The organism is Acidovorax sp. FHTAMBA, assembly GCF_038958875.1.
Classification (GTDB): domain Bacteria; phylum Pseudomonadota; class Gammaproteobacteria; order Burkholderiales; family Burkholderiaceae_C; genus Acidovorax.
The window spans coordinates 2,136,513-2,160,419 of the sequence record NZ_CP152407.1 but is presented as its reverse complement, the minus strand read 5'-3'; the positions used below and the strand labels follow the sequence as shown (position 1 = coordinate 2,160,419).

The 23,907-nt window shown below is 64.3% G+C and carries 23 protein-coding genes and 1 riboswitch; of the genes, 4 read left to right on the top strand and 19 right to left on the bottom strand.

Annotation, left to right across the window (positions count from 1 at the left end):
* Nucleotides 1-5: 5 nt before the first annotated feature.
* Genes AAFF19_RS10165 through AAFF19_RS10140 form a run of 6 tightly spaced genes read right to left on the bottom strand, consistent with a single transcriptional unit; the run spans nt 6 to nt 6,666 of the window.
* On the bottom strand, nt 6-812 hold the full coding sequence (locus tag AAFF19_RS10165; RefSeq protein WP_342721745.1) for an ABC transporter ATP-binding protein: 807 nt from the start codon (nt 810-812) through the stop codon (nt 6-8).
* Nucleotides 812-1,894 (bottom strand): iron ABC transporter permease, encoded by a 1,083-nt coding sequence (locus tag AAFF19_RS10160; protein ID WP_342721844.1) that lies wholly within the window; start codon nt 1,892-1,894, stop codon nt 812-814. Before AAFF19_RS10160 ends, AAFF19_RS10165 begins: the two co-directional genes overlap by 1 nt.
* Entirely contained in the window at nt 1,894-2,823 is a 930-nt protein-coding gene (locus AAFF19_RS10155; RefSeq protein WP_342721744.1) for a helical backbone metal receptor, read from the bottom strand. The genes AAFF19_RS10160 and AAFF19_RS10155 overlap by 1 nt, the downstream gene beginning before the upstream one ends.
* Nucleotides 2,823-3,410, bottom strand: a complete 588-nt coding sequence (locus AAFF19_RS10150; RefSeq protein WP_008906171.1) for a bifunctional adenosylcobinamide kinase/adenosylcobinamide-phosphate guanylyltransferase — start codon at nt 3,408-3,410, stop codon at nt 2,823-2,825. The genes AAFF19_RS10155 and AAFF19_RS10150 overlap by 1 nt, the downstream gene beginning before the upstream one ends.
* Nucleotides 3,407-4,786, bottom strand: a complete 1,380-nt coding sequence (locus AAFF19_RS10145; RefSeq protein WP_342721743.1) for a cobyrinate a,c-diamide synthase — start codon at nt 4,784-4,786, stop codon at nt 3,407-3,409. Before AAFF19_RS10145 ends, AAFF19_RS10150 begins: the two co-directional genes overlap by 4 nt.
* Nucleotides 4,783-6,666, bottom strand: coding sequence for a TonB-dependent receptor (locus tag AAFF19_RS10140; protein ID WP_342721742.1), 1,884 nt, complete (start codon nt 6,664-6,666; stop codon nt 4,783-4,785). Before AAFF19_RS10140 ends, AAFF19_RS10145 begins: the two co-directional genes overlap by 4 nt.
* Before the next feature lie 81 nt (nt 6,667-6,747).
* A riboswitch (cobalamin riboswitch) is annotated at nt 6,748-6,987 on the bottom strand.
* A gap of 35 nt (nt 6,988-7,022) precedes the next feature.
* Here AAFF19_RS10140 and AAFF19_RS10135 point away from each other — a divergent pair.
* From AAFF19_RS10135 to AAFF19_RS10125, 3 genes are all read left to right on the top strand, one after another.
* The gene (locus AAFF19_RS10135) at nt 7,023-7,250 is read left to right on the top strand and encodes a hypothetical protein (RefSeq protein ID WP_008906174.1); all 228 of its coding nucleotides are present in this window, start codon (nt 7,023-7,025) and stop codon (nt 7,248-7,250) included.
* Nucleotides 7,247-7,597: a cell division protein ZapA gene (locus tag AAFF19_RS10130; protein ID WP_008906175.1), complete on the top strand. Its 351-nt coding sequence runs from the start codon at nt 7,247-7,249 to the stop codon at nt 7,595-7,597. Before AAFF19_RS10135 ends, AAFF19_RS10130 begins: the two co-directional genes overlap by 4 nt.
* 339 nt (nt 7,598-7,936) lie before the next feature.
* The gene (locus AAFF19_RS10125) at nt 7,937-8,752 is read left to right on the top strand and encodes a sulfite exporter TauE/SafE family protein (protein WP_008906176.1); all 816 of its coding nucleotides are present in this window, start codon (nt 7,937-7,939) and stop codon (nt 8,750-8,752) included.
* A gap of 55 nt (nt 8,753-8,807) precedes the next feature.
* Here AAFF19_RS10125 and AAFF19_RS10120 read toward each other — a convergent pair whose 3' ends face one another.
* From AAFF19_RS10120 to hemN, 4 genes are all read right to left on the bottom strand, one after another.
* Complete coding sequence (locus AAFF19_RS10120; RefSeq protein ID WP_342721741.1) at nt 8,808-11,246, bottom strand: EAL domain-containing protein; 2,439 nt, start codon at nt 11,244-11,246, stop codon at nt 8,808-8,810.
* Nucleotides 11,243-12,544: an HD domain-containing phosphohydrolase gene (locus AAFF19_RS10115; RefSeq protein ID WP_342721740.1), complete on the bottom strand. Its 1,302-nt coding sequence runs from the start codon at nt 12,542-12,544 to the stop codon at nt 11,243-11,245. Before AAFF19_RS10115 ends, AAFF19_RS10120 begins: the two co-directional genes overlap by 4 nt.
* 187 nt (nt 12,545-12,731) lie before the next feature.
* Nucleotides 12,732-13,478 (bottom strand): sulfite exporter TauE/SafE family protein, encoded by a 747-nt coding sequence (locus AAFF19_RS10110; RefSeq protein ID WP_342721739.1) that lies wholly within the window; start codon nt 13,476-13,478, stop codon nt 12,732-12,734.
* Nucleotides 13,479-13,484: 6 nt separating this feature from the next.
* Nucleotides 13,485-14,867, bottom strand: a complete 1,383-nt coding sequence (gene hemN, locus AAFF19_RS10105) for an oxygen-independent coproporphyrinogen III oxidase (protein WP_008906180.1) — start codon at nt 14,865-14,867, stop codon at nt 13,485-13,487.
* 185 nt (nt 14,868-15,052) lie between these two features.
* Between hemN and fnr the strand changes: the two genes are divergently transcribed.
* Nucleotides 15,053-15,775, top strand: coding sequence for a fumarate/nitrate reduction transcriptional regulator Fnr (fnr, locus tag AAFF19_RS10100; RefSeq protein WP_008906181.1), 723 nt, complete (start codon nt 15,053-15,055; stop codon nt 15,773-15,775).
* Nucleotides 15,776-15,815: 40 nt separating this feature from the next.
* Here fnr and AAFF19_RS10095 read toward each other — a convergent pair whose 3' ends face one another.
* The 9 genes from AAFF19_RS10095 to AAFF19_RS10055 all read right to left on the bottom strand — a co-directional run bounded on the left by AAFF19_RS10095 (nt 15,816) and on the right by AAFF19_RS10055 (nt 23,860).
* Complete coding sequence (locus AAFF19_RS10095; protein ID WP_034695093.1) at nt 15,816-16,109, bottom strand: hypothetical protein; 294 nt, start codon at nt 16,107-16,109, stop codon at nt 15,816-15,818.
* A gap of 56 nt (nt 16,110-16,165) precedes the next feature.
* Nucleotides 16,166-16,447: a FixH family protein gene (locus tag AAFF19_RS10090; RefSeq protein WP_008906183.1), complete on the bottom strand. Its 282-nt coding sequence runs from the start codon at nt 16,445-16,447 to the stop codon at nt 16,166-16,168.
* Nucleotides 16,448-16,508: 61 nt separating this feature from the next.
* Nucleotides 16,509-17,954 carry a cytochrome c oxidase accessory protein CcoG gene (gene ccoG, locus AAFF19_RS10085; protein WP_342721738.1) on the bottom strand — a complete coding sequence of 482 codons (1,446 nt, stop codon included), beginning with the start codon at nt 17,952-17,954 and terminating at the stop codon, nt 16,509-16,511.
* A gap of 79 nt (nt 17,955-18,033) precedes the next feature.
* A complete protein-coding gene (ccoP, locus tag AAFF19_RS10080; protein WP_182119048.1) occupies nt 18,034-18,951 on the bottom strand; it encodes a cytochrome-c oxidase, cbb3-type subunit III in 918 nt (305 codons plus the stop codon).
* 24 nt (nt 18,952-18,975) lie between these two features.
* On the bottom strand, nt 18,976-19,113 hold the full coding sequence (locus AAFF19_RS10075) for a CcoQ/FixQ family Cbb3-type cytochrome c oxidase assembly chaperone (RefSeq protein WP_008906186.1): 138 nt from the start codon (nt 19,111-19,113) through the stop codon (nt 18,976-18,978).
* An 11-nt stretch (nt 19,114-19,124) separates the two neighbouring features.
* Nucleotides 19,125-19,757: a cytochrome-c oxidase, cbb3-type subunit II gene (gene ccoO, locus AAFF19_RS10070; protein WP_008906187.1), complete on the bottom strand. Its 633-nt coding sequence runs from the start codon at nt 19,755-19,757 to the stop codon at nt 19,125-19,127.
* Between the two features lie 20 nt (nt 19,758-19,777).
* Nucleotides 19,778-21,217: a cytochrome-c oxidase, cbb3-type subunit I gene (gene ccoN / locus AAFF19_RS10065; RefSeq protein WP_182119047.1), complete on the bottom strand. Its 1,440-nt coding sequence runs from the start codon at nt 21,215-21,217 to the stop codon at nt 19,778-19,780.
* 64 nt (nt 21,218-21,281) lie between these two features.
* Nucleotides 21,282-21,419 carry a cbb3-type cytochrome oxidase assembly protein CcoS gene (gene ccoS, locus AAFF19_RS10060; RefSeq protein ID WP_008906189.1) on the bottom strand — a complete coding sequence of 46 codons (138 nt, stop codon included), beginning with the start codon at nt 21,417-21,419 and terminating at the stop codon, nt 21,282-21,284.
* Complete coding sequence (locus AAFF19_RS10055; protein WP_342721737.1) at nt 21,419-23,860, bottom strand: cation-translocating P-type ATPase; 2,442 nt, start codon at nt 23,858-23,860, stop codon at nt 21,419-21,421. The genes ccoS and AAFF19_RS10055 overlap by 1 nt, the downstream gene beginning before the upstream one ends.
* Nucleotides 23,861-23,907: the final 47 nt, after the last annotated feature.

The window sequence follows — 23,907 nt, the reverse complement described above, 5'->3', positions numbered from 1 at the left end:
AGGGATCAGTGCTCCGCCGGAGTACGGCGGGTCAGCAAACGGGGCAAGGCCAGCCACTGGCCCTCCACCGGGTGGATGGCAATGCGGTCGTCAAACACCTGCTCGAGCGCGCGGTGGGTGTGGGTGTCCTGGGTGGAGCCATGGTGGCGCAGGCGGCCGGCTGCAACGATAGCCACATCATCCGCCTGCAACGCGAACGAGACTTCGTGCAGCACGCTGACCACCGTCTTGCCCTGGGCCACCAGGTCGCGCACCAGCAGCAGCCAGTCGGACTGGTGGGGCGGGTCGAGGTTGGCCAGTGGCTCGTCCATCAACAGCACCTGCGCCTGCACGGCCAGCGCGCGGGCCAGCAGCACGCGCTGGCGCTCGCCGCCCGAGAGCTGCGAGAGTGCGCGGTGGCGCCAGTCCCAGGCCTGGGTGGCGCGCAGGGCCAGCTCCACGGCGGCGTGGTCGGCCTCGCTGGGGGGCGCCAGCCAGGGCTGGTGCGGCAGGCGGCCCAGCATGGCCACGTCGTACACCAGCAGGTCATCCGCCGCCACCTCGTTCTGGCCCAGCCACGACAGCGCCCGCGCCCGGTCGCTGCGGTGCCAGGCGGCCAGCGGCCGGCCCAGCAACTGCACGCTGCCCGTGCAAGGCAGCAGGCCCGCCAGCGCCCGCAGCAGCGTGGACTTGCCCGCGCCGTTGGGGCCGACGATGCTGGTCCACCGGCCCGCCGCCAGGTGCAGCGTGATGCCGTGCAATATGGGGTTTTTACCGATGCTGGCGCTTACCCCGCTTGCGCTGACAGCTATGTTTTCAGGAGCATTGCGCATTACAGCACGCCTCCTGGCCCGGTGCGCCGGTGCATCAGCCACAGCAGGTAGCCACCGCCCAGCACCGCCGTGAGCACACCCACAGGCAGCTCTTGCGGCGCGATGAGCCCACGCGCCAGCAGGTCTGCGCCGGCCAGCAGCACACCCCCCATCAGGCTGGCCAGCCCCATCAGGCGGCCGTGCGGCACCTTGACCACGGCGCGCACCAGGTGGGGCGCTGCCAGGCCCACAAAAGCAATCAACCCGGTCTGCGCCACGGCCGTGCCGGTGGCCAGGGCCAGCACCGCCACCAGCGCGGCGCGCAGCGGCGCCAGCGGTAGCCCCAGGCTGTGCGCAGTGGATTCGCCCAGCGCCAGGCCATCGAGCACCCGCGACAGCGCCCAGGCGGCCACCACACACAGCAGCCACACCCCGGCCATCAGCAGGCACGAGGTCCAGCCCACAAAGCCGGTAGAGCCCAGCAGGAACGCCTGCATGGCCTGCAATGAATCGGGCGACAGCAGCAGGATGAGCGAGGTGAACGCGCCCAGCACCACGCCCACAATGACCCCCGCCAGCAGCAGCCGCAGTGTGTGCTGCACGCCGCGCGCCAGCGCCAGCGTGAGCAGCACCGCCAGCACCGCCCCGGCAAACGCCGCGCCGGTCAGGCCCAGGCGCACCAGCCAGTGGCCCGAGAACACCATGGCCACGGCCGCACCCTTGGCGCTGCCCACCATGCCCGCGCCGCCGCCCATCAGCGCCAGCGCTGCAGCCACGCCCAGTGACGCGCCCGAGGCACTGCCCAGCAGGTACGGGTCCGCCAGCGGGTTGCGGAACAGGCCTTGCGCCACGGCCCCAGCCAGCCCCAGCAGCGCACCGGCGCACCACGCGCCCAGCGTGCGCGGCAGCCGGATCTCCCACACGATCTGCCAGGCCATGTCCCGTGCGGCATTGCCAGCAGAGTCAGTGCTTTGATCCCACAGCGCGGGCCACAGGTTCTCCAGCCCCACGCTGCCCACGCCGGTGCCCAGCGGCACCAGCAGCGCGCTGGCCAGCAGCAGCAGGCCCGCCAGCCAGCGACCGCGCTGCACCACCGATCCCATCATGGGCGCACCGCCGCAGGCGCCTGCGCCTTGGCACCGGGCGCGGCCTTGCTGGCCAGGCAGCGGGCCATGATGCGCGCGCCCTCGGCCATGCGCGGGCCGGGCCGCACCAGCACGTCAGCCTCTTCGGGCGGGAACACGCACAGCCGCTGCTCGCGCAGCGCCCGCAGGCTGCTCCAGCCCGGCCGCTCGTTCAGACCCTCCACACTGCGCGCGCCCACCATGATCAGGTCGGGGTCGGCACGCACCACAAACTCGGGATTGAGCTTGGGAAACGGCCCGAGCGACGCGGGCAGGATGTTGCGCGCACCCAGCCGGGTCAGCGTCTCGCCAATGAACGAGGAGGCTCCGGCCCCATACGGCCCACGGTTGACCTCAAAGTACACGCGCATGCCCCGGGCCGCGGGCGGCACGGCTTGCGCGGCGGCCTCCACGGCCGCGTCGATGTGGCGCCACACGCGCTGGGCATCGGGCACGGCCAGCACCTGGCCCAGCTTGCCCATCACGCGCTGCACATCGGCGTGGGTCTTGGGCTCCAGCGCCACCACGACGATGCCCAGCGACTCCAGCCGGGCCGAGGCGCGGGACGATGTGGCCAGCAGCACCACATCCGGCCGCAGCGCCACGATGGCCTCGATGTTCGGGTCCAGCCCACCACCCACCTGCGGCAGGCGGGTGACGGACTCGGGCCAGTTGGAATAGCGGTCTACCCCCACCAGACGGTGGCACTGGTCCAGCGCGCAGATCGTTTCGGTAAGCGAAGGCAGCAGGCTCACGATGCGCTGGGGCGGGCGCGGCAGCGTCACCGCGCGGCCCCGGTCGTCGGTGACCTGCACCGGCTGGGCCCTTGCCAGCCCGGCCATGAGCAGGCCCAGCACGATGAGAATGGCGATCACCCAGAGGATGCGGCGCACGGGGGTGGGTTTCATCACCGGGGTTCTTTCAAGGTAAGAGGCAGGCCTGCGGCCATGAGCGTAACGCGGGGGCACACCTGCGCCACCTGCTGGTTGAGTATGCCCAGCGCATCCACAAAGGCGCGCACCTCACGCCCCATCGGGATGACCCCCAGGCCAATTTCGTTGCCCACCAGAACAACGGGGCCGGGGGATTTCCGAATTGCTCCTAAAAACATAGCTGATTGCGCTTTCCAGTCAAGCGCTAGCGCCTGTTTTTGTTCAATACTCATGGATTCCACACCCACGGGCATGGTCCAGTGGGTGAGCCAGAGCGTGAGGCAGTCCATCACCACCAGCGTCTGCGGCGTGCTGAAGCGCACGAGGGCTGCCGCCACGTCGCGCGGCTCTTCCACCGTCTCCAGCCCGGGCACGCGCTCGGCGCGGTCACGCTGGTGGCGGGCGATGCGCTCGCGCATCTCGTCGTCCCAGGCCTGCCCGGTGGCGATCAGCACGGCGCGGTGGTCGGCAGACTGGGCCAGCCAGTCGCGCGCCAGCAGTTCGGCGCGGCGGGACTTGCCGCTTTTCTGGCCGCCCAGGATGAGTTCGGTGGTGATCGTCATACGGAAGCGCCTCCCAGCAGATGCGCCACCGCCTCGGGGCTGGATGGGAACCAGGCGTGGAAATAGCTGCCGTGGATGCTGCCCTGCCGGTACAGCGCCTCGCCCGCATCGGGCGCAACCGCCTCGTTCGGGCGCGCCGTGCGGGCCACCACGGGGGCGCTGCTGTCGCTGGTCGAATAGTGAAACGTATGGCCGCGCAGCGTGTGCCCTGCCACCGTCAGGTGCTGCGGGCCGAGGGCCGCCAGTCGCTTTTGCATGGTCACGCGGCCGGGCAGCAGGCCCCACAGCGGAGCCGTGCTGCCATCGGCCAGCGTGATGGAATCGAACAGCGCCATCATGCCGCCGCACTCGGCCCACAGGGGTTTGCCTGCGGCCACATGGGCACGCAGGCTGGCTTGCATCCCGGTGTTGGCCGCGATCTGCGCGGCGTGCAGCTCGGGGTAGCCGCCAGGCAGCCAGACTGCATCGCAATCGGGCAGACCCGCATCGTGCAGCGGCGAGAAGCACACCACGCGCGCGCCCATCTGTTCCAGGCATTGCACGTTGGCGGCGTAGGTGAAGCAGAACGCCACGTCACGCCCCACCGCCACCGTACGGCCTGCGAGCAATGCAGGCACGGCAACCTGGGATGCAGGCGCCGGAAAGTCCACGGCCCAGCGCTGTAGGTCCTCCAGCGTCATTTGGCCTAGGGGTGTAGCGGCCAGGGCATCGGCCGCAGCGTCCAGCCGCTGCAGGCTGTCGTCCAGCTCGTGCGCAGCCACCAGGCCCAGGTGGCGCTCGGGCAGCAGCGCCGCACCGGCCTTGGCGGCTAAAGGCGCATTGCCTGTCTGCACCCGCATCAGCGCGCCCATCCAGTCGTCGGCATCTTGCAAGCCGTCACGCAACATGTCGGCGTGGCGAGCACTGCCTACGCGGTTGGCCAACACACCCGCCCAGGGCAGGCCCGGCCGGTAGTGGCGCAGGCCATAGGCCAGCGCGCCAAAGGTGCCGGCCATGGCCGAGGCATCGACCACCGCCAGCACCGGCACGCCAAAGTGCCGGGCCAGGTCGGCCGCGCTGGGGTTGCCATCAAACAGGCCCATCACACCCTCGATGAGGATCAGGTCCGACTCGCGTGCAGCATCGTGCAGGCGCTGCGCGCAGTCGGCCTCGCCGTTCATCCACAAATCGAGCTGGTGCACCGGCGCACCGCTGGCGAGCTGATGCCAGTGCGGGTCCAGAAAATCCGGCCCGCACTTGAACACCCGCACCCGTCGCCCCTGGCGCGCATGCAGGCGCGCCAGGGCGGCGGTGACGGTGGTCTTGCCCTGCCCTGAGGCCGGGGCTGCAATCAGCAGCGCCGGGCAGCGGGCGGAAGCGGTTGACGCCAGGGTCACTGCGGCGCCCACTTGACGCCCAAATAAACCGTGCGGCCTGCGGTAGCGTAGGTGCGGGCCAGCTGGTAGTCCTTGTCGGCCAGGTTGTCGACGCGGGCCAGCAGCGTGGTGTCGCGTGCGATGCGGGTACTGGCGTACAGGTTTACGAGCGCATAACCCCCCAGCACGTTGGTGTTGGCCACGGTGTCAAATCGGCGGCCCGAAGCCTGCACCTCGGCACCCACCGTCCAGCCCGCCAGGCGGGTGTCGGCGCCAAAGGTGGCGTGCTGCCTGGCGCGGCGTGCCAGCTGCTTGCCCGTGGCAAGGTCGCGCGGGCGCTGCAGGTCGATGGAGCCATGCAACTGCACGTCGCCCACGCGGTGCGAACCCGCAAACGTCACGCCCCTGTATTCGGCGCGGGCGGTGTTGGCGTAGCAGCCAAAGTCCGACAGGCAGCTGCCAGGGCCCGAGAACGAAATCAGGTTGGTCACCCGGTTGCGAAACAGCGTGGCCGAGAAGGTGCTGTTGCCCTGGGCATAGCGCAGCGCCACTTCGGCATTGCGGCTGCTTTCGGGGCGCAGCGTGGCCACACCGTATTCGCTGAAGCGGTGGTACAGCGTGGGCGCACGGAAGGCCGTGCCCACCGACGCGGTGGCGCGCCACTGCGGGGTGATGGCATAGCCGTAGGCCACGCTGCCGGTGCTCTTGCCACCGAATTCGCTGTCGGAATCATGGCGCAGGTTGAGCTGCACCGTGTGGCCTGCAGCGTTGTAGCCGTAGCCCAGCGCCAGCGCGTCTTGCGAGCGCTTGGCGTCAATGGGCGTGTTTTCCAGGCGGTCTTCCCGGCGCTCCAGCGCGGCCGTGACGAGGTGCGCGCCCTGGCGCCATTCGTTCTGGAAGAAGTAGCCACGCAAGCGCGTGTCGCTCAGATACGGCGAAGGGCGGGTTTCGTATTCGTCGCGCGAGTCGGTGATCGAAAGTCGCGTTTTGTAGGCGCTGTTCCACTGGGCCGTCCAGTTGAGGCCCAGCGCGTGCAGGGTGTGCAGGTTGCGGTCGTCCTTGCCCAGGCCGCTGTCGTAGCCGCTGTTGGTGTCATTCAGCATGAGGGTGCCTTCGAGGCGATGCACTGCGTTCACCTGCAGGCCTACCCGCGCGTGGCCCGCTGTGGAGCGGTAGCCGTCGCGGTCCGGGTTCTGCCCGGCGACAGGGCGCGCGTTGAAGCCCTTGCTGTCTTCACGCGCCAACCCCAGGGCGTAGTCCAGCGTGCCGCTGGCACCGCTGATCCCCGCCTCTAGCCTGGTGGTGTTGTGGCTGCCCACACCCACGCCCACGTACGGCGCCGTGCCGTTTTCGCCGCGCTTGGTGAAGATCTGCACCACACCACCCAGGGCATCCGAACCATAAACGGCACCCGCCGGGCCACGCAGCACTTCAATGCGGTCGATGAGGCCCAGGGGAATGCTCTCCCAGGGTGCGCCGCCGGTGGATTGGGAGTCGATGCGTACCCCATCGATGTACACCGCGGTGAAGCGCGACTCTGCGCCACGCAAGAAGACGCCGGTAGTGCTGCCCGGGCCGCCATTGCGCGAGAACTCGACACCGGGCAGGCGGGCCAGCAGGTCGGCCAGGCCGGTGGCACCACTGCTTTCAATGGTTTCGCGGTCCACGATGGAGATGTCGGCCACCAGGTCGGACAGTGGCTGCGGCGTGCGCGTGGCGGCCACCACGGTTTCAGACAACGAGGGCGCGCGCAGGTTCTGCGCCAGCAGCTCACCGGAGGCCGGGGCAGTCTGGGCCAAGGCGGTGCAGGCGCTGCCCGCAACAAGGGACAGCATGGCCAGGCGCGGTGCGGACAGGCGCAACGACGCCACAGGGCGCGCACGAAGGGTACGGATTTTCATGGGAATCAAGATCAACAAACAACCCGGGCCGGCCTCCCGCCAGCGTATGGGTGATACAGCCGCGCAGCGCCAAAAAAGAGCGCACGCAGCCACCGTGTTGGCCGGTATCCGGGCTGGCGGAACACCCCCCCAATGCCTTCCCAGGCGCTTGTTCAAGGCGCCCAGTGGCTTATGGATGGAGAGAGAATCGGGTGATTCGTCCGCTGACCGTTGCGGGGGCAGCGCAGGCTGGGCGGGTACCGGTGGTACGGCGCCTCCCTGCTTCCCGTTGAACTGCGGCGTGTGAACCACACCGCGAGCACCAACGGGCGAATTTTACGACCGATTTTTACGCCAACCCTACAATCGGGCGCTGTATGGCCACACCATCCACCATCGATCAGATCGCCGAGCGCGTCGAACGCCTGCTGTTGCGCCATGCCGAGCTGCAACGCACCAATGCACTGCTTGCAGATCAGGTCGCAGCCCTGACGCAGGAACGGGACTCGCTCAAGTCGCGGCTCAGCGCCGCCCGCGCCCGCGTTGATGCCCTGCTGGAGCGCCTGCCCGCCGCGACCCCCGCCGTCACGAAAGAAATCGAATGAAGCAAATCGAGGTGCAGATCCTCCAGCAAAGCTACCTGCTGACCTGCCCCGAGGGCCACGAGAGCCGTCTCCTCGACGCCGTTGAGCGCGTGGATACCGCGATGACGCGCATCCGTGACGCTGGCAAGGTCCGCGCCCGTGAACGCATTGCAGTGCTGGCAGCGTTGAACCTGGCCTTTGAAATCGCCGATCGTGAGGCCGCCGACCTGGCAGCCAGCGCCATCAGCGCGACGCCAGCGCCGGCTGGACACCAGGCAGCGCTCCTGCCTGACGAGGAACACGAGGATCTGCAGAGGCTGGTTCAGCGTCTGGACCAGGCACTCGGGGATGACGGACGCCTGATTTAGCCCGCCCATATTCACGCCGGATGGGGCGGGCTTTACATGCCCCACGGCTGGAATGCAGGTTGCCAGCGCCTACAATGGGAGTGTCTGCGAAGCCGTCGGGCCTTATATTTCCTTGAACCAATGCTCAACGAGCTCGGGCTTGGTACATTGCCCGGTGAGCGTGATCATCTCGCGTCAGATGAACCCAACGCTTGGCTGCCCTCGCCCACCTGAACCCCCGGTTCAGGATGAGGGTCCGGTGGCATTCGCAGACACCCATTTTCAGATGCCTGTCCAGTGCGCACCCTGCGCCCCATCCAGTGCACTCCCGCGTTCTCCCCTTCCTTTCTTTCTGACCCCATGCTGGATCCCCTCCTGATCGTTGAACTCGGCGTGCTGGGCCTTGCCACAGGTTTTCTGGCAGGTCTGCTGGGCATTGGCGGCGGCATGCTGCTTGTGCCGTTCCTGACCTACATCCTCGGCGCGCAACAAGTGGCGCCCGATCTGGCCGTGAAGATGGCCATCGCCACTTCCATGGCGACGATCATGTTCACATCCATCTCCAGCGTGCGCGCCCACCACAAGCGCGGAGCGGTGCGCTGGGACATCGTCAAGCGCCTGGCACCAGGCATCGTGCTGGGGGGCTTCATTGCCAGCCTGGGCGTGTTTTCGCTGCTCAAAGGCTCGTTTCTGGCGATCTTCTTCGCACTGTTCGTGAGCTTCTCGGCGACGCAGATGTTCCTGGATAAAAAACCGGCGCCCGCGCGACAGATGCCTGGCGGAGCCGGACAGGTTGCTGCAGGTGGCGTCATCGGATTCCTGTCGGGACTGGTGGGTGCGGGCGGTGGTTTTGTGAGTGTGCCTTTCATGACCTGGTGCAACGTTGCCATCCACAACGCCGTGGCCACCAGTGCAGCGCTAGGTTTCCCGATCGCGCTGGCCAATGTGGTGGGCTACGTGATCGGCGGCCAGAACGTGACCGGTCTTCCCGCCGCCTCGGTCGGCTATATCTGGTTGCCAGCATTGCTGGTGATCGCCACCTGCAGTGTGCTGACCGCGCCACTGGGTGCAAAGGCGGCGCACAACCTGCCGGTGAAGCAGCTCAAGCGGGTATTTGCGTCCTTGCTGTTCGGTCTGGCGGCATACATGCTCTGGAAGGGCGTGGCAGCCCTCTGACTGGTGCGCGGCCGCCCGTGCGGTTGCCAGCGGCTGGTGCCACGACCCGCCAGCACTACGCCGGGCTTCGCCTGCCCTGGGCTTTCAAGGGCAATGGTTTGCCCAGCATGGCGCGAAACTCCTCGGACGGAAGCCCGGGCGCACACAGAAACCCCTGGTAGTGGTCGCACTGCATCTGCAGCAGCACCGCTTGCTGGGTTTCGGTCTCGACGCCCTCCGCCACCACCTCAATGTGCATCGCGCGGCCCATGCTGATGATCGCACTCACAATGGCCCGGTCGCCTTCGTCATCAGGGAGCCCCCGCACAAACGACTGATCGATCTTGAGTTTGTGGATAGGCAATTTTTTAAGGTAGGCGAGGCTGGAGTAGCCAGTACCAAAATCGTCAATGGCCAGTCCAATGCCCAGACCGGCCAGAGCCAGCAAGCGCTGCTCCATTTCCTGCGCGTCCTGCAGCAGGATGGTTTCCGTGAGCTCCAGTTCAAGCAGCGTGGGAGGCAGTTGGTGCACCGCCAGCAAGCGCGTCAGCCGTTCGACAAAGTCGGGTTGCCGAAACTCCAGCGCCGACACATTGACAGAGATCATGATGGGCGTGCCACCGTGCATCCACATGGCGGCCTCGCGTACCGCCTGCTCCATGACCCATGCACCCAGCGTGACGATATATCCCGACTCTTCCGCCAGCGGGATGAAGTGCGCCGGTGACACGGAGCCAAACTCGGGATCGGTCCAGCGGATGAGCGCCTCGGCGCCGGTGATTCGCCCCGTTGCCATGTGCACCTGAGGCTGGTAGTGCACCGCCATAAGGCCCTTGCCCAGCGCCTGACGCATGGCATGCTCCATCTGCATGCGCGACAGAAGGTTGGCATTCATCTGCGGCTGATAGAAGCCATAACTCCCCCGCCCCCGCTCCTTCACGCGGTACATGGCGGTATCGGCCTGCTTGATCAGATCATCGAGCGTGGCACCGTCCTGCGGGTAGAGCGCCATGCCGATGCTGCACTGGATGGAGAAGCCCATGCTGTCGAGCGTGAACGGCTTGAGCATGTCGTCCAGAATGCGGCGAGCGACGCTCTCGGCCACTACGGCATCTCCACCATGCAGGTAGATGACGAACTCATCCCCACCGAGCCGGCAAAGCATGTCCGTCTGGCGCAGGCAGGCCTGCAGGCGCTCTGCCACCAGCTGCAGGACGCGGTCCCCAAATGGGTGACCCAAGGAGTCGTTGATGATCTTGAAGCGGTCGAGATCAAGGAACAAGATCGCAAAACCCGTATCGCTTTGGCGTGCCCCCTGAATGGCGGTATCCACCCGCTGCGACAACAGCAGGCGATTGGGCAAGCCCGTGAGCACATCACTGTAGGCCAACTCTTCAATGCGTTTCTGGGCTGCGTGCTGAAGGGTGAGGTCGCGCATGAAACCAATGCTCTGTACCAGACGCCCCTCATCGTCACGCAGTGCCACCCAGGACAGCTGCACGGCGCAGTAGGTGCCATTGTCACGGGGCAGCCAGAGCTCGCCCTCCCAGAAACCTTCATGGGCCCAGCCCTGCAAAACCTGCTCCATGAACGCTGCATCCGAACCGCCGCCAAACAGGGAAGCTGCCACGCAGCCTTCAAACGCCTTCGCAGACGGGCCTACAAGGCGTTCGCAACCGGGGTTCATGCGCAGCACACGGTGCTGGCTGTCAGCAATAAAAATGGCGTCGAGACTGGACTCGAAAACGCGGGCAGCCAGTCGGAGGCTGGCCTGTATCTCGGTCTGGCGGGTAATGTCGCGGTACGAATACACGCGTCCGACCGGTCGTCCCTGAATGAACTGGGGCACCGTGCGCATCTCCAGGACCATCCCATCCCGCAGCGTCACGATGTCGGTGCTTTCCAGCATGGGCTCGCGTACAAGGGCCGCCATGCGCTCCACGTAAGCGCGTGCATCCTGTGTCTGCGCCACCATGTGTGCATAAACCGCCGCGTCATCGCGCTCCACCAACAGCTCGTTAGGGATGTTCCAGAGTTGCGCCAGCCGCTGGTTGAATGCACGCACCGTTCCCTCGAGGTTGCACACCAGCATCCCGTCAGCTGCAGAGTCGAGCGTGGCCCGCAGTTCGGACAGCAATGTCTCCAGCTCGCGCTCGGTGGACTCCTGTACGCTGCGATCGAGCATGGTGACCATGAAGACCGAAAGCGCAGGATCGTCGCCGGGAACCCGCGTGACCCTGCGATCCACCGGCACCAGTGTGCCGTCGGTTCGTAAAAGGCTGGTATGGGAATGGATGCCGTCTGCAAGCACCTCGGCCGGCTCACCCCAGAACGCCACGTCTTGCGGCGTGCAGGCCAGGCGCAACACCGACGTACCTACCATGTCGGCCAAGGTCAGGCCCACCAGGCGCTGGGCAGCAGCATTTGCGTGCAGGATGTGCAGGCCGGTCTCTTCCACCAGCCACACAGCCTCCTGCAATCCGTCCAGCCAGGCGTGAGACGGGGAAGCTGTCACGACTCAGCCTCGTCAGGCCCCGGGGCGACGGCGCGCTCAAAGAAGTAGCAGATGCGCTGGCGAGGAGAGAGATAGTCCAGCGCATCCCGCGGCAGCTGCGCCGGCTTGAGGCTACGACGGATACCCAGCTCAGGCACCGTTTCAAGATCCAGAATCTGTGCCTCGTCCTTGGGAACGCGGGGGTCATGCACGATGACCTTGGGCCGCAACGGACGTGAGGAGTTCACGGAGACCACCGTGGCATAACGGTCGTTGACCAGCTGCACGATGGAGCCGGGCGGATAGACGCCCATCATGCGGATGAATGCCCCCAGCACCACGGAGTCGAAACGTACCTTCAGCTGGGCAAAGATGACGGACAACGCCTCGTGCGGCGTGAGCGCGTCCACACCGTTGGCAGGATTGCACATCCGGTCGTAGCGGTTGACCAGCGCGAGAACCTGACTCGACCGGCCCAGATCAGGGCCCGACAGCCGCAGCGGAAACCCGCTGCCGTCAGCCATCTCATGGTGCCGGGCGACAGCAGTCCACACGGGCTCGCTCAGCCCCATGCGCTTGGCAAAGGTCACTGATTCTGCGACATGGCTTTCGTAGCGCAAACGCTCTTGCGGAATCATGGAAGCGGTGGGCTGCCGGAGATTGGGAGGCAGCTTGATCTTTCCCAGATCATGGATCAGCGCCGCGATGCCAAGGTCGAACAGTTCGGCACTCTTCATGCCGAGAGCCCGCCCCAGGAGCAGTGAAATCACCATCACATTGATGGGATGGAGCGCATTGCGCTCGCCCACGCCCTCCGACAGAAGCCGGATGACCGAGTCACCATTTTCAAGAAGTTCTGCAACACAGCCGGACACCAGCGCATCACCCTTTGCACGGGCTTCCTCGGGCTGGGCGGTCACGACCCGTTCGAGCGCCTGGTACTGCCTTGAGGCCTCACCAAACCGCTTGTCGCACGCTGCCAGGGCGCGGTTCTGGGCGTCGAGCAGTTCACGCCGTCGTTGGGCCTCAGCGTCCACCAGGACTGGCGCCCCGGCTGCATCCACCTGTCTGCCCGATACCGTATCGTTCATTTCCGGCACATCCCAGGCCGCCGGCACCAGATCCCTCAGTTCCGGATCACTCTTCTTCGGGAGGTAACGCACTTCCGTCAGCCCCAGCTCCCTCAACGCAGCGATCTGCTCCGCCGAGGCAACCCGAAAACTGCTCACCGGGAAAGGATGGTGCAACCAGCCCACGTCAAGCTGGATGTACATGCCGACGCGCAGTTGGCTGATGTCAATGAGGATGGAAGAATTCACTTTCGGGCGTGTGCAACATCGTGACGTCGATGCCACCAATGGTTACACAAATTATCGCCAGTTCCACCGAGGCATCAGCGAGGGGTATCGGTTGCCGCAGCTTAACGGCAACAGTCGCCACACAAAGCAAGGCCCGCCGCAGGGACGAGCGCAATCAGGATGGTCCCTGGACGCCTGAAGCAGCCGCCTACCGGCACCACAGCGAAGGCTTATAGACCAGATCCATCCAGAGTGCCCAGCAGGCGATTCCGAAAAGCAGGCCTCCCGCCACCCGCGTTCCCCAGTCCGCGCGGGCTGTGTTCAGCCTTGTTTTCAGTTGGGTCCAGACCCATGGCCCTCCCGCAAGCCACACCCCGCTGCCCAGCCCAAACAGTGCCATGGTCACTGCGCCTTCGAGAGGACCTCCGCTCAGGGCGGCCACCAGCAATGCCGAATAGAGCAAGCCGCAGGGCATGAGCGCCCACAGCCCACCCGCAAAGAAAACCCCGGAAGGGGCACTGACCATGGGACGGGCGCGCGCCCATACGGCTCGGGCCGCGTTCTCCAGCCATTGCGGCTGGCGTGCCTGCACCATCATCATCACACCCCAGGCCATCACGGCGACATGCATGAGCGTCCAAGCGGGACGCAAGGCGGTCGTGTGCTGGGTAAGCCACGCCAGACTGTCCATTGCCCATGCTGCCAGGCAACCCGCCAGCGAGTAACCGAGCAGGCGTCCGACATGGAAAGCCGCCGCGCGCCGAAAAATGCCACCCCGCGGCATCCACTGCACGGTGTGAGTCCCGGGCGATGGTGCCATCCGGTCAGTGGCAGAAGCTTTTTGCTCCCGCCCCTGCCCCACCAGCGCACCACAGGGCGCTGAGCACATCGCCAGGCAATGAGTGCCTCCGACAAGCCCCATCAAGAAGGCAGTCGATGCCACCGCGATCATCATGATCGTTCAGATAATGCGGGAAAACCGTGCCCGATTGCGATCTGCCTGGAGATAGCGGTCGAAGACCATCGCAATTCCACGCACAAAGAACCACCCCATCGCCGTGACTTCAATCCCGTCAGGCCGCAGGACGACAAGTCCTTGCTCTGCCATGGCTTCCAATTGCACCAGTTCGCTCGAAAAATATTGCCTAAAGTCAATCAACCAGGCCTGTTCCATCGGTTCGAACAACAGCTCACCCTGGCACATCAACGCCATGATGACGGCACGGCGAACAAGATCGTCCCGTGTCAGCGCCAACCCGCGCACCACAGGCAACCGCCCCTGGTCGAGCAGGTCGTAATATTCCTCCAAGGTTTTCGCGTTCTGGCTGTAGGTCGCCCCCACACGGCCAATCGCTGAAACGCCCAGGCCAATCAGGTCGCAGTCCGGCTGGGTGCTGTAACCCTGGAAGTTGCGATGCAGCCGCCCCTGCCGTTTTGCCACTGCCAGCGCGTCTTCAGGCAACGCAAAATGGTCCATGCCCACATACACATAGCCCGCGCCCATGAAGGCGTCCAGGGAACGGGAAAGCATCGAGACTTTCCCCGCCGCAGTGGGCAGCTCGACCGACGCGATGCGACGCTGTGGCTTGAAACGTTCGGGCAGATGTGCATACGCATACAGTGCGATGCGGTCCGGCCGTAGTTGGGCGACCTGGGCCAGGGTACGATCAAAGGACTCTGGGGTCTGGCGGGGAAGTCCGTAGATCAGATCCACATTGATGGATTCAAAACCCAGTGACCGCGCAGACTCCACCAGCGAGAACACCTGCTCTGCGGGCTGAATGCGATGGACTGCTTTCTGAACCTCCGGATCGAAGTCCTGCACACCAAAACTCAAGCGGTTAAAACCCAGCTCCGCCAGCACCGCAAGGCGGTCCGCATTGACCGTGCGCGGATCCACCTCGATCGAATACTCTCCGCCTGGCGCGAGCGTGAAGCTTCGCTTGAGCATCGCCATCAACTCACGCAGCCCATCATCCGTCAGGAAAGTGGGCGTGCCCCCCCCCAGGTGCAACTGGCTCACGACCTGGCCCAGCCCGCAGTGGGCAGTGTGCAGGTCGATCTCGCGACTGAGGTAGCGGAGATAGACCTCCGCGCGGTCATGGTGTTTGGTAATGATCTTGTTGCAGGCGCAGTAGTAACATAGTGACTCGCAAAACGGGATGTGCACATACAGTGACAGCGGCAAGGCCTTCGCCATCGAGCCCAGGCGCCGTTGCTCCAGTGCAAGCGCATAGTCATCCTTCCCGAAGGCCTCGACAAATCGGTCGGCAGTGGGGTAAGAGGTATAACGAGGACCCGGCACATCAAAGCGGCGCAACAGGTCGGGTGTGACAACGGTCATGGGAGATTTCCTTGCGTACACTGCAACTGTGCCTTACGCTGAGGCCATTGTCCTTGACCTGCGTCAAGCGAAGAACTGACCCCTTCGACGACAATTTGATGTAAGTCAGTCGCCCAACCGTACGCCACAGTGCCGCTGCGGTGGCATATTGAGCCTTTGCTCACATCCAACCTGTTCCTGTGCTTATGAATCCGCTCACCATCAAAGTCGCCTGCTCCAACTGCAATCTGCGTGAGTTGTGCATGCCAGTTGGCCTGAACGACGAGCAACTTCAGCGTATTGATGAAATTGTTGCGGTGCGTAGGAAGATCAAGCGCGGAGGCACGCTTTTTCGCAACGGCGAGTCTTTTACCTCCTTGTATGCGATCCGCACCGGTTTCTTCAAGACCTGCGTCGCTACGGAAGACGGCCGCGACCAAGTGACGGGTTTTCAGATGGCTGGCGAAATCATCGGCCTCGATGGCATCGTGAATGACCACCATACGTGTGACGCGGTGGCTTTGGAAGACGCAGAAGTCTGTGTCATGCCGTTTGACCGCATCGAAGAACTGTCGCGTGAAGTCAATGCGCTGCAGCACCATGTGCACAAGATCATGAGCCGCGAAATCGTTCGCGAGCACGGCGTGATGCTGTTGCTGGGCAGCATGCGTGCTGAAGAACGCCTCGCAGCTTTTCTGCTGAACCTGGTTCAGCGTTTGCATGCGCGAGGTTTTTCGCAGTCCGAACTCGTGCTGCGCATGACCCGGGAGGAAATCGGCAGCTATCTCGGCCTGAAGCTCGAGACGGTGAGCCGGACTTTTTCAAAGTTCGTGGAAGAAGGCATTGTGGAGGTCAAACAGCGCCATGTCCGCATTCTCGAAACCGATGCACTCAAGCGCATCGTGAACAACCAGCCCGCCTGCCATTGACCCGCCAACACTGCGCTGCCATCCGCAACCTGCAAGCCCTTCAGGAGCAGGAAGTCGTCTTGCGGCAATCATCGGGGCGCTCCCCCTCCGGCACAGGGCAACGGTTGAGCTCGAAGGGTGACATGGCCAGCAGTGTGGTCAGCGCACTGGACGCCATCGTGATCGCCCAGAACGCAAAAAAGGCCAGCGTGTAGACCCCCTGCCGTGACAGCGCGAGCGGTTGCCCAAACCAATGCAGATCTTGCGGATCCACCATGGCAAAGACCAGCATCTCCAGCACACCAGCCATCAGAAACGCTGGCCACGCAATCCACATCAACCGTTGGGTCCACATTGTTTTGTCTCCGGGTAAGCCCTTGCAAGCCATGAGCCGCAGGGGCCCGTTGTGTATCAGCGCGGCTGGTCTTGCGCTGGCGTAGCCGCATGGTTGCGGCCCTTCATCGCGGGTGCGAGGCTCTTCTCGGGTTCCGCAAGGTTCTTGTTGATTTCAATGCCCTGGCGATAGTAGTCCTCGGCCACCACGGGATCAGGCCGTGAAATCGCCAGCCACAACGTCACAAATCCCGCGACGATCACGATGAGCGGCCCAGCAATGATCAGCCAGACATGGCCGAACTTCCACCACGGTTCTGGGACGGAAGGCTCAGCACTGAGTGCAGAACTGGTTGGCATGGTGTTAACTCCTGAAAAATAGTCGGCTGAGAGCACACAGTGCCATCACAAAACAATCATCCTAGCGCGGGACCAGAAACACCGATTTCTCGGTCACATGGCTCGCAGTACCCAAGGCCTGAACGTCGAACTGAACCGCATGGGAACCCGCTGGCGCTGACCCGTAGGGAATCTGCAGCCTGACAGCGACCCACCTGGATTCAGCAGCTCCAATCTCCACCTCTGCATCCGAAGCGACCACCAACCCCTCAAGGCCGCGTGCGTCAATGCGGTAGCGCTGCGGGCCTTCTGTAGCGTTCATGATCTGCAGGCGGTAGATGTTCTCCAGCTTGCCCCCGGCCACAATGCGCGACAGGGCGGCACGGTCTCTAACCACATCCACCTTCAGTGGCGTGCGCGTGACCAGGCTGGCCATCATGCCCACGCACAGCGCGACGAGCACGGTGCTGTAGATCAGAACGCGCGGACGCAGGACGCGGCGCAAAATCTGGGACTGGCTCCAGCGCTGTGCGACGCCATTCTGTGTGGAAAAGCGAATCAACCCTCTCGGGTAGTGCATTTTGTCCATCACCGTGTTGCATGCATCCACACACAGGCCGCAGCCGATGCACTCATACTGCAGACCTTTGCGGATATCGATGCCCACGGGGCAAACCTGCACACACAGGGTGCAGTCGATGCAGTCACCCAGGCCCTTGGCCTTGTAGTCGATCGTCTTGTTGCGGGGGCCGCGTGGCTCACCGCGTTCGACGTCGTAACTCACGATCAGGGTGTCCTTGTCGAACATCGCGCTCTGGAAACGGGCATACGGGCACATGTATTTGCACACCTGCTCACGCATGTACCCTGCGTTGCCATAGGTGGCAAAGCCGTAGAACAGCACCCAGAAGATCTGCCAGCTGCCCTGGAACGCCAGCAACTCTGCGCCAAGCTCGCGAATCGGCACAAAGTAGCCCACAAACGTGAACCCGGTCCACAACGCCACCGAGACCCAAACCACCTGCTTGAAAAACTTCTTGCGGATTTTTTCAAAGGTCCAGGGGCCGTTGTCCAGGCGCAGACGCGCGCTGCGGTCACCCTCAATCTTGTGCTCGATCCACATGAACATTTCGGTGTAGACCGTCTGCGGACATGCAAACCCGCACCACAAGCGCCCCGCCACTGCCGTAAAAAGGAACAGCGACAGCGCCGAGATGATCAGCAGTCCCGTGAGGTAGATGAAGTCTTGCGGGTACAGAACCAGCCCGAAGATGTAAAACCGCCGCGCGCCCAGGTCAAACAGGACCATCTGGCGCTGACCCCATTCCAGCCACGGCAGACCGTAAAAGATCAGCTGCGTGAGGAACACCATGCCCCAGCGCCAGCGCGCAAACAGACCGCTGATCGAGCGTGGATAGATCTTCTTCTGCGCTTCGTACAGCGACACGATCTCCACCTGCGATGAGGCATCGGAGGCAACCGGGTTGATCGGGATGACCTTGCGAGCAGGCTCGCTGGGTGGCTTCATGGTGGTGTCGATCCGTGTGCCCCGGGGTCGTCAACCCCGGGGCGTTTGGCAGCAATGACTGAAAATGGCGGCGATGGACTTACCGCGCGGCCGCCTGGTTGCCGTTGGACAGGCCCCAGACGTAGGCAGACAGCACGCCGATTTGTGCTTCTGTCAGCTTGTCGGCCTGCGGGGGCATTTCGTTGACCTTGCCATTGTTGACGATGGCCGTGATGGCGGCCTCGCCCCAGCCGTGCAACCAGATGTCGTCAGTCAGGTTGGGCGCTCCCAAGGCCTGATTGCCCTTGCCATCCATGCCATGGCACGCAGCGCACGCCGTGAACTTGGTTTTGCCCAGAGAGGCGCGCAGCGAGTCGTGCGGGCTGCCGGACAGGCTCAGGACATAGTGCGAGAGATTGCGCACGTCTTCCGACGAGCCCACCGCTGCAGCCATGGGCGGCATGTTCCCCACACGACCCTTTTCGATCGTCTCGCGGATCTTCTCCGGTGCACCCCCATGCAGCCAGTCGCCATCGGCCAGGTTGGGAAAGCCTTTGCTGCCACGCGCGTCGGAGCCATGGCACTGTGCGCAGTTGTTCATGAACAGTCGCTCACCAATGGCCTGGGCTTGTGGGTCCTTGGCAATGTCTTCAGGCTTCATCGAAGCAAATCGAGCGTACAGAGGCTCCAGCTCAGACTTGGCCTTGGCCATCTCGGCCTCGTACTCGCCCTTCTGGGTCCAGTTGAGCTTGCCCGAAAAGCTGCCCAGACCGGGATAGGCCGCAAGGTAAGCCAGGCCGAAAACGATGGTGATCACGAACAGCCACACCCACCAGCGCGGCAGGGGGTTGTTCATCTCGACCAGGTCCTCGTCCCAGACATGCCCTGTGGTGTTGTCAGAGGTAGCAGCGACCTTTTTACGCCCGGCCATCCAGAGCAGGATGCCGCAGGCAATGATGCCGACCAGGGTCAGCGTGGTCACAAAGACCGACCAGAAATTGCTGGTGAAGTCACTCATGGGGTGTTCTCGTTCTGATGAAGGTCAATCTTGCTCAAAGGGCACCCGTGCGGCCTCGTCAAACCGGGCCTTGTTGCGACCACGGTAGGCCCAGACCCAGATGCCGATGAAGCAGGCCAGCGATGCCAGCGTGGCGACGATGCGCATGGTGGTGATGTCCATCGCTATCTCCTTTACTTGAGCGCGCGGCCCATGACCTGCAGGTACGCGATCAGGGCATCCATCTCGGTTTTGCCCTTGACATCGGCAGCCGATGCGGCGATTTGCTCGTCGGTGTAAGGCACACCAATCGTGCGCAGCGCTTTCATGCGCGGAGCAACGCTGGCCGGGTCCACGGCACTCTTCTCCAGCCAGGGGTAGGCGGGCATGTTGGACTCTGGCACCACGTCACGCGGATTGTTCAGGTGGATGCGATGCCACTCGTCGCTGTACTTGCCCCCCACGCGGTGAAGATCGGGGCCCGTGCGCTTGCTGCCCCACTGAAAGGGGTGGTCATACACGAACTCGCCCGCCACCGAGTAGTGGCCATAGCGCAGCGTCTCGGCGCGGAAGGGGCGGATCATCTGCGAGTGGCAGTTGTAGCAACCCTCGCGGATGTAGATGTCGCGGCCCACCAGCTGCATCGAGCTGTAGGGCTCCACTCCCTTGACGGCTTCGGTCGTGGACTTCTGGAAGAACAGGGGCACGATTTCGACCAGGCCACCAATGGCAATCACCACCAGGATCAGCACGATCATCAGGAAGTTGTTGGTTTCCACCTTTTCGTGGGTGAAGCCGGTCGAAGCAGACGTTTTGTTATCGGACATAAGTTATCTCTCCTTCGCGTTCAGGCGTGGGCAGCGTTCACAGCCGGAATGGCCACCTTGACCGAACGGCCCGATATCGCTGTCACCCATACGTTCCAGGCCATGATGATCATGCCGCCCAGGTACAGCAGGCCGCCAGCCACACGGATCACGTAGAAGGGATACGTGGCTTTCACGCTTTCGACAAAGGTGTAGGTCAGCGTACCGTCGGGGTTGATGGCGCGCCACATGAGACCTTGCATCACACCGGCGATCCACATGGCGGCGATGTACAGCACGATGCCGATGGTGGCCATCCAGAAGTGCAGTTCAATGGCCTTGATGGAGTGCATCTTGTCCTTGCCGAAAAGGCGGGGAACCAGGTAGTACAGCGAACCCATGGAGATCAGGCCCACCCAGCCCAGGGCACCCGAGTGCACGTGGCCCACGGTCCAGTCGGTGTAGTGCGAGAGCGCGTTGACTGTCTTGATGGACATCATCGGACCTTCGAACGTGGACATGCCGTAGAACGACAGCGACACGATCAGGAAGCGCAGGATGGGGTCGTCACGCAGCTTGTGCCAGGCACCCGACAGCGTCATCACACCGTTGATCATCCCGCCCCAGCTGGGTGCCAGCAGGATCAGCGAGAACACCATGCCCACCGACTGCGTCCAGTCTGGCAGTGCGGTGTAGTGCAGGTGGTGGGGACCTGCCCACATGTAGGTGAAGATCAGCGCCCAGAAGTGAACGATGGACAGGCGATAGCTGTACACCGGACGGCCCGCCTGCTTGGGGATGAAGTAATACATCATCCCGAGGAAACCAGCGGTCAGGAAGAAACCCACGGCGTTGTGGCCGTACCACCACTGCACCATGGCATCCTGCACCCCGGCATAGGCCGAGTAGCTCTTCATGAAGCCTGCGGGAATGGCCGCACTGTTCACCACGTGGAGCAGCGCCACGGCGAGAATGAACGCACCAAAGAACCAGTTGGCCACGTAGATGTGCTTGACCTTGCGCACACCGATGGTGCCGAAAAACACGATCGCGTAAGACACCCACACCAGTGTGATCAGGATGTCGATGGGCCACTCCAGTTCGGCGTATTCCTTGCCGGAGGTGTAGCCCAGCGGCAGACTGATGGCTGCCGCCACGATGACGAGCTGCCAGCCCCAGAAGGTGAAGGCCGCCAGAGGCCCGGCGAAAAGCCGGACCTGACAGGTACGTTGCACCACGTAATAGCTGGTGGCAAACAGCGCGCATCCGCCAAACGCGAAAATCACCGCGTTGGTGTGCAAGGGGCGCAAGCGCCCGTAGCTGAGCCAGGGAATGCCGAAATTGAGTTCAGGCCAGGCAAGCTGGGCGGCGATGATGACGCCCACCAGCATGCCAACCACCCCCCACACCACGGCCATGATCGAGAACTGTCGCACCACCGTATCGTTGTAGTGCGCAGTATTTGTTTTTGGAAGATCCATCGGGCACCTCTTTGTATAGCGATAAGAGTTTGTTGTATTCAGCTTTTTTGGGCATTGACACAAGTCAACCGTCTCGGAGAATCCGCTCCCCCTCCTGCTCGACGCTTTCGAACTGCCCGTGGTACACGGCCCACCACAGCCCCGCCAGAATCATCAGCACCAGAACGACCGACAGCGGAATCAGCAGATAAAGAATGTCCATCAGGCGGCCTCCAGCCGTGGCTTGGTGATATCTATGGGTGCGGTACCTTGCGGGCGCTGTTGTGCCAATCCCGACGACGGCAGTGCAGGAAGATCCCGCGCCAAGCGCGCGGCGTTGAGCACCACCAGCAGCGAACTGAGCGCCATGCCCAGCCCGGCCAGCCAGGCGGGCATCCAGCCCACCACGGCCAGCGGAACGCACAGCGCGTTATAGCCCGCCGCCCACCAGAGGTTCTGGCGCACAACGCGCAATGTGCGCCGTGCCAGCAATACGGTCTGCGGTACCAGCGCAAGGCCGTCGCCCAGCACCACAAAGTCGGCCTGGGACTGCGCCAACGGCACCGCGCGGCCAAAAGCGAACGACACATGCGCACCCGCCAGCACCGGGCCATCGTTGAGTCCGTCGCCCACCATGGCCACATGGCGGCCAGCAGCCTGCAATGCCTGCAGTGCATCCAGCTTGCCCTGCGGGGTGCATTCGCCGGTGGCCTGGGCGATGCCCGATTGGGATGCCACCCGCAGCACCGCACCCATGCGGTCGCCCGATAGCAATTGCACCGACGCTCCCGCTTGCTCCAACGCAGCCACCACGGCGGGGGCTTCGGTGCGCAAGTCCTCCATCAGGTCAAACCGGGCCAGCTCCAGTACCCTGCCGTCGGCCAGATGCTCCGACAGCACCACCTGCAGCGCCGGGTTGGCATCACTGGGCGCAACGCCCGCGTGGCGCGCAGAACCGAGATGAACCCTGCGCGCCGCCTCGCGTGGTTCATGAACATTGCGTACCTGCGCCACCAGGCCCAGCCCCGCTGCCTCGTGCAGGTCTGTCACGGCCCAGGGGCCATCGCCCTCGCCTGCCGCAGCGGCCAGCGCACGTGATGCCGGGTGCATCGAATGGCGGGCCAGGCTGGCGGCAAGGCCCAGGGCATCGTGTGCGCTCCAGCCGCTGGCCGTGTGCACGGCCTGCAGCGCCATGCCGTCGCGCGTGAGCGTGCCGGTCTTGTCAAACACCACGGTGTCTACATGGGCCAGCGCCTCCAGCCCCTGCAGATTGCGCACCAGAACGCCGTGGCGCGCCAGCGTGCCGGCGGCCGTGAGCATGGCGACCGGCGTGGCCAGCGAGAGCGCACACGGGCAGGTGACGATCAGCACCGCCACCGCCACCATGAGCGCATGGCCCGGGTCGGATGGCCACCAGTACACGGCCGACAGCGCCGCCGCCACCAGCACGGCGATCAGGAAGGGCCGCGCAATGCGGTCCGCCAATTGCGCCAGCCTGGGCTTTTGCAGCGACGCGCTTTCCATCAGCGCCACGATCTGCGCGAAGCGGGTCTGCCCGCCCGTGCCCTCCACCAGCACCTCCACCGGCGCCCGCAGGTTGTAGCTGCCTGCCGTGACCACACTGCCCACGGGGCGGGCCACGGGTGTGGATTCACCCGTCAGCAGGGATTCGTCGGCATGGGTGCTGCCCAGCGTGATGCGGCCATCGGCCGGAAACGCCTCACCCGGCAGCACGCGAATGGTGTCGCCCGCCACCAGGCGCCGCGTGGCCACGCGCGCAAAGCTGCCATCGGGCGCACGCCGCTCCACGCTGTCGGGCAGGCGGTTCATCACGGCCTCCAGCGCGCCGGCGGTGCGGTCGCGCAGGCGCAGTTCCAGCCAGCGGCCCGTGAGCAGGAAGAAGACAAACATCGTCAGCGAGTCGTAGTACACCTCCTTGCCGAAGATGCCTGCAGGGTCAAACGTGCCCGCCGTGCTGACCACGAAGGTGATGGCCATGCCCAGCGCCACAGGCAGGTCCATGCTGACGCGGCGCAGGCGGATGTCGCGCAGCGCGCTGGAAAAAAATGGCCCGCACGAGAACACCACCATGGGCAGCGTGATGACCCACGAGGCCCAGCGCAGCAGTTGCTCCATCTCGCCCGTCAGATCCCCGGGCTGCGCCACATACGCGGGCCACGCGTACATCATGACCTGCATCATGCAAAAGCCGGCCACCAGCCAGCGCCACAGGGCGCGGCGGTTCTCGCGCTGGCGCTGCTCGCGGGCAAAGGCATCCATAGCGGGCATGGCGCGATAACCGGCCTTGTGCACAGCGCCTATCCACTGCGAGGGCTGCACCTCTGAGGGCTGCCACACCACCCGCGCACGGCGCGTAGCCGCGCTCACGTCGGCCTGCAGCACGCCGGGCACGCTGCGCAGGGCATCTTCAATGGTGAGCGCGCAGGCTGCGCAGTGCATTCCTTCCAGCACGACCTGGGAATCCCAGGTGCAGGCACGGGGGTCGGCGCCAGCACCACTGGCGGCGGGCACGGGGCGGCCAAAGGCCGACCACTCCTGGGGATCGTCAAGAAGAACGGCCTGCGCGGGCGACGCTGCTGGCGGTGGTGTACCAAGCGGATGCGCCGGAGATAAATCCGGTGATCCGGGTTGAAACGTTGACATGGTTCAAGCCTATCGTTGGAACATGACAGGTACATTGACCTGCATCA

Bases quoted from the DNA above. Each gene is read 5' to 3' on its own strand.
- ccoG (WP_342721738.1), bottom strand. From the start codon at position 17,954: ATGAAGCCACCCAGCGAGCCTGCTCGCAAGGTCATCCCGATCAACCCG.
- AAFF19_RS10110 (WP_342721739.1), bottom strand. From the start codon at position 13,478: ATGATGATCGCGGTGGCATCGACTGCCTTCTTGATGGGGCTTGTCGGA.
- ccoO (WP_008906187.1), bottom strand. From the start codon at position 19,757: ATGTCCGATAACAAAACGTCTGCTTCGACCGGCTTCACCCACGAAAAG.
- hemN (WP_008906180.1), bottom strand. From the start codon at position 14,867: ATGACCGTTGTCACACCCGACCTGTTGCGCCGCTTTGATGTGCCGGGT.
- AAFF19_RS10165 (WP_342721745.1), bottom strand. From the start codon at position 812: ATGCGCAATGCTCCTGAAAACATAGCTGTCAGCGCAAGCGGGGTAAGC.
- AAFF19_RS10055 (WP_342721737.1), bottom strand. From the start codon at position 23,860: ATGTCAACGTTTCAACCCGGATCACCGGATTTATCTCCGGCGCATCCG.
- AAFF19_RS10125 (WP_008906176.1), top strand. From the start codon at position 7,937: ATGCTGGATCCCCTCCTGATCGTTGAACTCGGCGTGCTGGGCCTTGCC.
- ccoP (WP_182119048.1), bottom strand. From the start codon at position 18,951: ATGAGTGACTTCACCAGCAATTTCTGGTCGGTCTTTGTGACCACGCTG.
- AAFF19_RS10090 (WP_008906183.1), bottom strand. From the start codon at position 16,447: ATGCCAACCAGTTCTGCACTCAGTGCTGAGCCTTCCGTCCCAGAACCG.
- AAFF19_RS10075 (WP_008906186.1), bottom strand. From the start codon at position 19,113: ATGGACATCACCACCATGCGCATCGTCGCCACGCTGGCATCGCTGGCC.
- AAFF19_RS10135 (WP_008906174.1), top strand. From the start codon at position 7,023: ATGGCCACACCATCCACCATCGATCAGATCGCCGAGCGCGTCGAACGC.
- AAFF19_RS10160 (WP_342721844.1), bottom strand. From the start codon at position 1,894: ATGGGATCGGTGGTGCAGCGCGGTCGCTGGCTGGCGGGCCTGCTGCTG.
- ccoS (WP_008906189.1), bottom strand. From the start codon at position 21,419: ATGGACATTCTTTATCTGCTGATTCCGCTGTCGGTCGTTCTGGTGCTG.
- AAFF19_RS10150 (WP_008906171.1), bottom strand. From the start codon at position 3,410: ATGACGATCACCACCGAACTCATCCTGGGCGGCCAGAAAAGCGGCAAG.
- ccoN (WP_182119047.1), bottom strand. From the start codon at position 21,217: ATGGATCTTCCAAAAACAAATACTGCGCACTACAACGATACGGTGGTG.
- AAFF19_RS10155 (WP_342721744.1), bottom strand. From the start codon at position 2,823: ATGAAACCCACCCCCGTGCGCCGCATCCTCTGGGTGATCGCCATTCTC.
- fnr (WP_008906181.1), top strand. From the start codon at position 15,053: ATGAATCCGCTCACCATCAAAGTCGCCTGCTCCAACTGCAATCTGCGT.
- AAFF19_RS10095 (WP_034695093.1), bottom strand. From the start codon at position 16,109: ATGTGGACCCAACGGTTGATGTGGATTGCGTGGCCAGCGTTTCTGATG.
- AAFF19_RS10130 (WP_008906175.1), top strand. From the start codon at position 7,247: ATGAAGCAAATCGAGGTGCAGATCCTCCAGCAAAGCTACCTGCTGACC.
- AAFF19_RS10140 (WP_342721742.1), bottom strand. From the start codon at position 6,666: ATGAAAATCCGTACCCTTCGTGCGCGCCCTGTGGCGTCGTTGCGCCTG.